At 42.4% G+C, this 10,482-nt stretch carries 4 protein-coding genes and 1 pseudogene; 4 read left to right on the top strand and 1 reads right to left on the bottom strand.

Annotated elements, in window-relative coordinates:
- The 4 genes and pseudogenes from PN466_RS09975 to PN466_RS09960 all read left to right on the top strand — a co-directional run.
- Positions 1–180 (top strand): annotated as a pseudogene (locus PN466_RS09975) (photosystem II q(b) protein); the annotation flags it as partial.
- 507 nt (positions 181–687) lie between these two features.
- Complete coding sequence (locus tag PN466_RS09970) at positions 688–2,070, top strand: AAA family ATPase (protein ID WP_271939240.1); 1,383 nt, start codon at positions 688–690, stop codon at positions 2,068–2,070.
- 67 nt (positions 2,071–2,137) lie between these two features.
- Positions 2,138–7,315: a WD40 domain-containing protein gene (locus tag PN466_RS09965; protein ID WP_271939238.1), complete on the top strand. Its 5,178-nt coding sequence runs from the start codon at positions 2,138–2,140 to the stop codon at positions 7,313–7,315.
- A 95-nt stretch (positions 7,316–7,410) separates the two neighbouring features.
- Positions 7,411–8,949 carry an ATP-dependent DNA helicase gene (locus tag PN466_RS09960; RefSeq protein WP_271939235.1) on the top strand — a complete coding sequence of 513 codons (1,539 nt, stop codon included), beginning with the start codon at positions 7,411–7,413 and terminating at the stop codon, positions 8,947–8,949.
- Between the two features lie 80 nt (positions 8,950–9,029).
- Here the strand turns inward: PN466_RS09960 and pheA are convergent, their stop codons facing one another.
- Positions 9,030–9,884 carry a prephenate dehydratase gene (gene pheA / locus PN466_RS09955; RefSeq protein ID WP_271939233.1) on the bottom strand — a complete coding sequence of 285 codons (855 nt, stop codon included), beginning with the start codon at positions 9,882–9,884 and terminating at the stop codon, positions 9,030–9,032.
- Between the last annotated feature and the right edge of the window lie 598 nt (positions 9,885–10,482).

Raw genomic sequence — 10,482 nt, 5'->3', positions numbered from 1 at the left:
TTCAACCAATCGATTATGGATTCCCAAGGTCACGTAATCAACACCTGGGCAGATGTAATCAACCGTGCCAACTTAGGTATGGAAGTAATGCACGAGCGCAACGCTCACAACTTCCCCTTAGACTTGGCGGCTGGAGAAGAAGCTCCTGTAGCTTTAACTGCTCCTGCTATCAACGGTTAATTCCAGTTTTTGATTAACTGATTTAATCAAAAAAAACGCTCTCCGCAAGGGGGGCGTTTTTTTTGTTTTTTTATAGTGCTGCGCGCTAGGGAATAGGGAATGGTCGCTAGGTTTCAGTATTGAACCGCAGTCCTAACCGACTCTTTCTCTGCTATAGATCTGGACAATGCTATTGAAATTATTTTTACCAATGGCAGCCTGAGCAAACTAGAGAGCTATCAAGCTTTTGGGAAGATTAAGTACTTTCTTTATACCACTTACGAGAGGATGGTTCTCATCGGAGAGAAACCAGCAAACTCCGTGGACTGAGGGGGTTGGGCATGTTGGTTCCTCAGAAATCTAGAGTCGAGGCAGTGTGCCAATTTCGCTAAGGAATAACATGAATTTTTTGTAATATTGTGCGACAACAAGAAGCATAAGGGTTTACACTGAGCTGAGAGGTGCATGGGGTGAATTACGATCTGGCGAGCCAAGGTTGTCAGTTGCAATCACATCAGGAGAACAGCTATGAACCCAAAAATCAAACAATATTTTAATGCTACCGATCCAAGTTATACCCTATTTACTCGTGCAGAGGATACAGAAAAGGACAAAAAATATTACATCGATTTTTCCTCAGTCCGAGGCGGGGAAGTGATTCAAGAACTCAAGGATCATATTACAGTGTGGTATTCCGATCGGCCCACTTGTCAATTATTTACCGGTCATATTGGTAGTGGAAAATCAACCGAGTTATTGAAGCTAAAATTAGAATTAGAGCAAGAAAATTACCATGTTGTCTATTTTGAATCCAGTGCAGATTTAGAAATGGGGGATGTGGATGTTGGAGATATTTTGCTCTGTATCACTCAGCGTGTGAGTGAGAGTTTAGAAACTCTACAGGCTGTAAATATTCCGGAACCCAGAGGGTTTAAACAGTTACTTCAGGGAGCGGCTCAATTGTTACAAACAGAAATCGAAGTATCTGGAACAGTTGAGGCCTTGGGCGCGAAAATATCGGCAAGTAGTGAAGGGAAAATGGAGGCGGAATATGGGTTACCGGGTATTGCCCAGTTAAAACTGGGAATTGGAGTCATTACGGATAAAACGAAGGCAAGTCCAGAATTACGGTCTAAGTTGCGAGGCTATTTGGAGCCGCGAACCAATCGATTATTAGAGGTGATTAATCAGGAGTTATTTGCACCTGCACAAGTTCAATTGCAGGAGTTAGGAAAAGCAGGTTTAGTGGTAATTGTGGATAATCTCGATCGCGTCACGAGTGCGAATAAGGATTGGGATATACAACAACAAGAGTATTTATTCGTAGATCGCGGCGAGCAATTGCGGGCATTAAACTGTCATGTGGTGTATACAATGCCCTTAGCGCTACGGTTTTCTAATGAGTATAGTACCTTGACACAACGGTTTATGAATGAGGTACAGGTGTTACCCATGATTCCGATTAAACATCGAGATGGGAGTCGGTGCGAGGAAGGGATGAGCTTGCTAAAAAAGCTGATTTTAGCACGAATTTTCCCAGAACTACCGGAAGGGGAGCGATCGCCAAAAATGACAGAAATTTTCGATCGGGCGGAAACCTGCGATCGCCTCTGTGAGATGAGTGGTGGTCATGTGCGGAATTTTTTACGCTTATTTCACGATACCTTGAAGCGCACGAAGCAGCTACCGCTCCAGCAAGATCATTTTGAACGAACCCTATCCCAATATCGCCATCAAAGAGTTTTAGCGATCGACGATCGCGAGTGGGAATTACTCGATCAAGTGGCAAAAACCAAGCGAGTTGCTGGTACTGAAGCGTATCAAAAGTTAATTCGCTCGCAGTTTGTGTATGAATATCGCGATACCAAAGGCTATTGGTTTGATATTAATCCCATTATTGCCCAATCGTGATCATGCCCTCAATCCCTCTCCCACAAGAGAGGGACTTATTTTAAATTGGTAAATCAGGAATCCTGCTATGACTATCTCTCAAGGTACTCCAGAGGCTTTTAAAAATAATCAAAAATCGATAGAAGAGTTAGCTTGGGAAATCGAAGCTTCTCAAGGTAAATTCACACTAATTTTGGCTCACTGTAATTATCAGTCTTTACAGGAAGTCGTGGTACAGCAATTACATCAGCGTTCTTCGGTTCCCATTCGCGATCTAAAGATTGAACCGGAAACTACTCAGTTATTTGCTGTGCTGAAAGAAAAAGTACTTGCCGATCCGCCGTTGGCGGTCATGGTGTTTGGTTTAGAGTTAACTGAAAATCCAGAAAAATTATTGGCGGGCATGAATCAGATCCGGGAAGAGTTTCAAAAAAACTGTCTATTCCCGATGATCGTATGGGTTAATGATAGCTTGGTGAAGCAGTTTATTCGTTTGGCTCCAGATTTTGAGAGTTGGGCAACGTATACGGTGTTTACGATCGCAGATTCTTCAGAATTGCTCGATCAACTTAATTTGCGGATTGAGCGTTTATTTAATCAAGTGGTTGAAGCTGGAGGAGATGTTTTTTTATCGAATGAGGAGATTTTTGGCCCCTATTATCGAGGGGAGCTAAAGTCGGCGCTCAATTATGTTCGTCATCATCAACTGAACTTGCCAGAAGAGATTGAGGCTGGCTTAAATTTCGCTCAAGGTCGAGATGCTTATGTGAAGAGTCAGATTGATGAAGCGATCGCCCTGCATCAGAAAAGCTTGCAATTTTGGCAACATCACGATCGCCCCATCTGTGCGGGAGCGGTCTTATTTCATTTAGGCTTATGCCATGGTCGGCAAGCGGATCTACATCGAGTTCAACGTCAGCATTATTGGCAGGAAGCACGGTTATCATTTCAACACTGTATTAAAAAATTTGAGGAAGGACAACGACTGGATTTAATCGCTAAGTTTATTGGTCAACTGGGGGAAATTTTATGGAGGTTGGGGGAGTGGGAGGACTTGCGTCAAGTGGTCGATCGCTCCCTGAAACTGCATCAGCGTAAGCAGACACCTATTCAAGAAGCTCGCGATCGCAGTTTATTAGCAGCTCTGAAGTTACAGGAGGGGTTAGCTTCTGAAGCGCAAAGTTTGGCTCAGAACGCACTGGAAATCCTCGATCGCGCTCCAGAGGACAAACCCTTCTATGAGGGGTTACCCTTGTTGTTGCTCGGACGCAGTTTCCGCGCTTTGGGAGAGATGCAACCGGCGATCGCCACCTTAGAGCGGATGAAAGCAAGCAATCCAGAACCCGATCCCCAGCTTTACCTAGAGGGTTTGGAAGAGTTGCGATCGATCTATTGGCAAGAACAGCAATATCTAGAAGCCTTTAATACTAAACAATTTCAGCGTTCCGTCGAGCAACAATTCCGATTTATTGCCTTTGTTGGTCCAGGAAGAGTGCAACCACAACGACACATTCGCCCCCTATTGCGTCCCAGGGGACATGATCAGCCAATGGCTCAAGAAATCACTGCTTCTGGACGAGAACCCGATATTAAGGCATTACTCAAACGGGTACGAGATACCCAACATAAATTAATTGTGATTCACGGAGAATCGGGGGTTGGCAAAAGCTCCTTAATTCAAGCCGGGTTGTTACCGGCTTTAGAAGGAAGAATCAGTGGTTACAGAGATATTCTTACGGTTTACTTGGATAAATATAATAATTGTAATCAGGCTTTTGCCCAAGTGTTTACTGGCTTTGCCCAAGCTTTATCCAAACATGCCATTCAACTTCCCCATGTCCCCAATTCCGCAGAAGAATTGATCGCACAGTTAGCGGCTAATGATCGGCGAAACTTACTCACTATCTTGATTTTCGATCAATTTGAAGAGTTCTTTTTTGGCTGTCCAGAAATAGGTCAACAAGCAGAATTCCTCCAGTTTTTAGGACATGCACTGAATGTCCCTTATGTCAAGGTTATTTTATCCCTCAGAGCAGATTATATTCACAAACTGCTCATCTGTAACGACATCGAAGATTTTGCCGCGATCGGCAATGATACATTAAGCAAACATAGCCTCTATGGTTTAGGCAACTTTTCCCAAGAAACTGCCCAGCAAGTCATCGAAAATTTAACCGAATATTCCCAATTTAAGCTCCCCGAACCCTTAATTACAGAAATTGTTAATGAATTAACCAATGACATTGGACAAGTGCGCCCCATTGAGCTACAAATTGTTGGGGCACAACTGCAAAACGATCAGATCACGACGTTAGCTCAATATCAACAAGTCAGTAAAGATCATCTGGTACAAAAACATCTCCAAGATGTGATTGAAGATTGCGGACAAGGCAATCAACAAATGGCAGAATTTGTTTTATACTTGCTCACAGATGATAAAAATACTCGCCCCCTAAAACTGAGAACAGAGCTAGAAGCTTCCCTCAAAGAAACTCAACCCAACTGGACAGAAAAAGACGATCGGCAACTTACCCTCGTTCTGGAAATTTTATCCTTATCCGGCTTGGTTCTATTAGTTCCTGCCGATCCACAACGCTATCAGCTCGTTCATGACTACTTAGTTCCCTACATTCGCAAACGAGAAACCCTTCGTACACGAAATAAAATCAAGAAAATCGAAGAAGAGAGAGAGTTAGTAAAAGCAAGATTAAATCGATTTATTCGCCGAGCATTTCCTATTTCTATTGCTGCCATCATTGTGTTAATGGTAACAACAGTAGGTTCATTATTTTCTCTTCGCCAAGCCTTGAATCGTGAAATTGAAGGTATTAGTGTTGCTTCTATCTCTCTGTTAAACTCCAATGAAGATCTAGAAGCTATGATTCAGGGAATTAAAGGGTGGAAAAAAATCCAATCTAATTTATTTTACAAGTTTTTTATATCTCCAGGGATAAAGCGAAAAATGGAATCAGCTTTTTTGAAAGTTAATTATGGAATCAAAGAAACAAATCGGATTGCAGGGCATGAATCTTGGATTTCAGATTTGTCCTTTAGTCCCGATGGTCAAATGCTAGTAACAGCAAGCCAAGATGGAGTAGTACAACTATCGACTGTAGATAATTCAACGATTAAGGAGTATAATTCAAACTTATCTCATGAAGAAGACATTTATGCAGTTGCGTTCAGTAAAGATAGGATTGTGACGGGTGGTAGTAATGGAGTTATTAAAACTTGGTCATCAACAGGTGAGTTTATCCAATCAATTTCATCATCTTCACCAGATTATGAAGACGCAACCATTAGAGCTTTGGCATTTCATCCTCAAGGAAATACTTTTGCTTCAGGAAACAATAAGGGCATGATTCAATTATGGAATACTGATGGAACATTGTTAAAATCTTTTAGAGCTTCAGAAGAAACAATTAGAGATATTACCTTTAGTCCGAATGGTAACTTAATCGCTTCTGCTTCTAGAGATGGGGATTTTGGAGAGATTAAAATCTGGAAAAAAGACGGAACTTTTGTCAGGAAATTAAATAAAAAAAATACACATAAAAAAGAGGTTTTATCACTGGCTTTTAGTCCAGATGGAAAAAAAATAGCTAGTGGGAGCAGAGATCGATTAATAAAAATTTGGACGATAGATGGGACAATGGAACGAGAAATGAGAGGTCATGACTCAAGTATTTGGTGTTTATCTTTTAGTCCAGATGGAAAAATATTAGCGAGTGGTAGTTCTGATTCAACTGTAAAGCTATGGCAAGTTGCTGATGGAAGTATACTGAGAACAGTCCCTGTAGAAAATACAGTTATTTATGGTTTACAATTTAGACCTAAACTAGAGGATAAACCTACTAATACTCTAACTCTTGCAATTGGTAGTGGCAATAATCAGGTTAAATTCTGGCAACTAAATACACTCTGGCGAGAAATGTTTTTATTAGAACATAAGGGTATAGTTGAAACTGTAAACTTTAGTAATGACCAAAAATCTATTATAACTGGAAGTAGAAATGGTATAATGAAACGCTTTACTTTTGAGGGTGATTTCATCCAGGAAATTGTCAACAATGAAAACACTGCATTTTATCAGATATCAGTAAGTTATGATGGACTAAATATTGCTGCTGCTACATACAAAAAGACAGTTGATATTGTGGATAATTTAGGAAATGTATTGAGTACCCTCGACGGGCATACAAAGCCTATCCCTACTGTCGAATTTAGTCCCAAGGAAGAAATTGTAGTGACAGGTAGTGACGATCAGAGTATAAAAATCTGGAGTATCAATGGAGATTTAATTCAAGATATTCCCAATGCCCATAAAGCTGAAATCAATATAATTTCGTTTCATCCTAATGGTCAAATCATCGGTTCAGGAGGAGAAGATAATCAAGCTAAGTTATGGGATTTGAATGGCAACCTTCTGATAACATTAGAAGATCATAGAAGTTCGGTTATCGGTATGGATTTTCATCTGAATCAAGACTTGATTGCTACGAGCAGTACAGATCATACAGTTAAACTCTGGAAATCTGATGGAACGTTGATCGCTACGTTAGATAAGACAAAGCAAGGTCATACTAACTGGGTAAACAGAGTTAAGTTTTCTCCGGATGGAACACTGTTAGCTTCAGCTAGTGATGACAGTACGATTAAACTTTGGAATGTAAAAGATCCAGAGAAGACTTATTTGGTTACTACTTTATCTCTACATACTAACTGGGTAAGGGATATTGATTTTAGTCGAGACGGTCAATATTTGGTTTCGGCAAGTGCGGATCAAACGGTGGTGCGCTGGAATTTAGAACCGATCAACAATACCGATCTGCTTCTGCGTCAAGGATGTGATTGGATACGGGATTATTTGACCGTGTCTGATGAGGATAGAACAATTTGTGATGGGATTGAACCTTTACCTTCAGAAATAGCAAGTCCGACTCCAGTGGCTACGTTGAATGTGCCGACACCTGAGATATCTGAGCGGCCTGAACCAACTCCTCCTTCTTTTGTGAGTCAATCCACACCTTCTCCTGTGGTTTCGCCAAGTCCTGAACCCGATCGCTGGTATTTAGCTGTTCAGCAAGCTGAAAAAGCAGCTCAGTTAGCTCAAGTGAAATCTGACCCTTCCCAAGTGGTACAGGCATGGCAAGAAGCGATCGCCCTAATGCAAGCGGTTCCTGAAGAGCATCCCGCATACACTACAGCACAACAGAAAATCCAGGAATATCAACAAAATTTGAGCTATTGGCAAGCACAAGAGTAGGGATCAAACCTTAATGGCGTGCAGGTTTGGCAGTAAGTGTCAGAATAAGAAGAGGTTAGCCTAGCCTGACCACAGTGAGACACGAAGGTAAACCTGTGATTGAGGTGGAAGTCCATCAGCAACTGCGAGCGTTTCTGCGCTTGTCTGCGTCACCGTCCTGGCCCCATCAGTTAACGATGGCCCGGTTAGTTGCGCGGGCCATGCGTTTGGGACGCAGTGCTTTAATTCAAACGGGTCGCCCCCTTTATCAAGGACAACCCTATCGGGTGAGTTATTTGGTTCCGTTGCTCATGTGGCCGGGACCTGCTATTTGGGTGGGGCCGGAGGAAATTTTGCAGCAGTTGCAGATGGTGGAAATTCCCCAATTACAGGAGATGTTGGCCCTCAGTTCCGTGAAGTCAGTGGTAGTGTCCGATCGCTGGCCCAATGCTGATTTTTCTGGTATTCTACTCACAACCCCAGAACACTTTTTAGGCGATCGCCTCCATCCAGAGAACCGAGGAGAGCGCTTCCCCTTCAATATTCCCACTCTCATCGATGGTGTAGACGATCTAGACAACTGGACTAGGCAGCAGATCAATCAATGTTTAACCCCCAAAGACTGGACGGAGCTAATGTTAGCCTGTCCCCAACACCGGGATCTGATTCGGGATATCCAAGTTAAGCTCACCAAATCCATTTTCCAGCATCCTCCCAACCCCTACGAATGCTGTTTATTAACTGAGGAGGATCGAGGGGCGATCGCCAATCTCTTCCATTACTTTGACGAATATCAGCTTATCCTACCCTCTCCCTGGCAACAGTTCACGCTCCCCCCATTCACCTCAGATCGTCTGATGTGGGCCGATATCCATCGTTCCACCGGTCAATTTACCCTCTGGTCTGGCCCTGTAGATATCGCCCCGATCCTCAGCCCTATCTGGGCCGATCAACCGGTCGTTTTAATTGGTGAAACCCTCGATCAACAAGCCAATGCAAGTCGCTATTGTACCCAAATGGGACTCGAAGATATTACTTGCCTTCAATTTAATGCTTCGAGTAACCAAGACTTAATCCATCTTTATTTACCCGATCGCCTTCCCCTCCCCAATACACCCCAATTTCAAACTCAGGTGTTGCCAGAAATTCAAGGATTACTCAGTGTCCGGGGAAATCAAGGCAACTTAACCGTTATTTTAGTCACCGATGTCCCCCTAAAAGCCCAAATTGCAGCCACATTAGCCGGTGAATTTGGCTCCAAAGTACAAGTTGAAAAAACCTCATTAGAACCCCATGGAATTTTAGTGTGTGGATGGGAATTTTGGCGATCGCATCAAAGCCTGTTACCCGCACCCGGTTTACTCATTATTGTTGCCTTACCCATCCCCTCTTTAGAGCATCCCCTAGTGGCTGGACGAGTGGCCTATTATAAACAACGGCGCTTAGACTGGTTTCGGGAATACCTACTACCGACGACAATCCAAAACCTAAAACGGGCGATCGCCCCTATGCGTCCGGGAGTTGTGGCGTTATTAGATACCCGTGTTCTCCATCGCAGCTATGGTCAAACCATCCTCGCCTCCCTCGAACCCATGGCTCGCATTAATTACCGCGACCCCAGTTGGGTGAGACAAATTTGGGATCAAGAAGCATAAATAACGTTGATTAAAAAAGCGATCTGTGGAGTTTAGGGAACAAGGGAATAGTTTTAGCCTATTGATAATTTTGAATTGTCCTAAATATTAGTGACGGTATAGCTTCCGAAAATCTTTAATACTTCTGTGTATTCTTCTAATTGTTGAAGTGTCTTTTGGATGCTGGGTTCTCTCGCATCAACTTCAATATCAATAAAGAACAAATATTCAAACAGCGATTGCTTGGTGGGACGAGATTCAATACGGCTTAAGTTAATCCCTTGATGGGCAAATACTTCCAGGGGTTTGACCAACACTCCTGGAATATTGGGTAAGCTAAAAGCAATTGAGGTATGGGTTTTGGATCGCGAAGAAGCATTTAGTCTTATATCAGTATCTGTAGAACTCACGACCCAAAACCGAGTACAGTTATCCGGGCGATCGTTAATCGGATAGGCTAATACTGGGACTTTATAGAGTTTTGCCGCTCTTTGGGAGGAGATTGCTGCGATCGGTCGATCGGGCTGAAGATACTCAATAGATTCTGTGGTGGAGTTTGTCGGAATTAATTCGACCCCTGGTAAATGTTGCTCTAACCACTCTTGACATTGTGCTAAGGCTTGAGGATGGGAATAGACGGTTTTAATGGCTGATAATTCATCCCTGTGAGAGAGCAGTCCATGGGTGATAGGTAAGACATAGGCCTGTTGGATGTCTAAACCCTGTAATTGCCATAAACTATCGAGGGTCATAGGAACATTGCCTTCAATAGAATTTTCAACCGGGGCGATCGCCAAATGGGCTTCCTGTTTGGCTACAGCCTGTAAAGTTTGGGCAATACTGGGATAGGGACGTAATTCACTGTCATAACCCTGAGCTTTAAGCTGCTGACTACAGGCGATCGCTGCGATCTCAGAATACGTCCCTCGTGGCCCTAGATAAGCAATAACAACCATCCTCTCTCCTTGTTAGACTTTTTGCCACTATAGCTTACGGGGAATGAGCATTGGTAACAAGTTGAGGAAATTTGCACCCAACCCAGATCCATTTTTAATGAGTCAAGACTTACGCGTTAAGGCCATATGTAGTATGTAGAGTCAGTTTCTAAAGTCATGCTGGTCGAAGACTTTAAGAGTTCTTGTATCAAACTTAATTATTAAGTAATCCTTGCTTTAATTCATAGATCGTCTAACCGGTTTAATGAGCTAACTTTTAAATTTGAATAATGACTCATAACTTCCGCCAATATTGATAGAATTTTGTACATAGTGCAGTGGTTAACAACGCTAATATTGAGGGAATAAGAGCCATTAAACCTCCCTGCAAAAATATCCCAAACGATAAGTAGTAGACTAAAATACATAATAAGGCAGTACCTAAACCTAATCGCCAAGGATATTTCTGAAAATACAATAGACATCTCCTAAAAATAATACTAGAGTAAAAAAGTGTGTTATAATTCAATTTTACCGAAGATAAAATCATGAGCAATATTGACGAGTTTCTGCGACAATATCCCCAGGAAACCCAAAGAGTGTTAGGGATTAATGCCGA

The organism is Roseofilum reptotaenium CS-1145, assembly GCF_028330985.1.
GTDB classification, from domain to species: Bacteria; Cyanobacteriota; Cyanobacteriia; order Cyanobacteriales; family Desertifilaceae; genus Roseofilum; species Roseofilum reptotaenium.
Note: the sequence above shows the minus strand (reverse complement) of the source record. Positions and strands in the feature narration are given on the sequence as shown.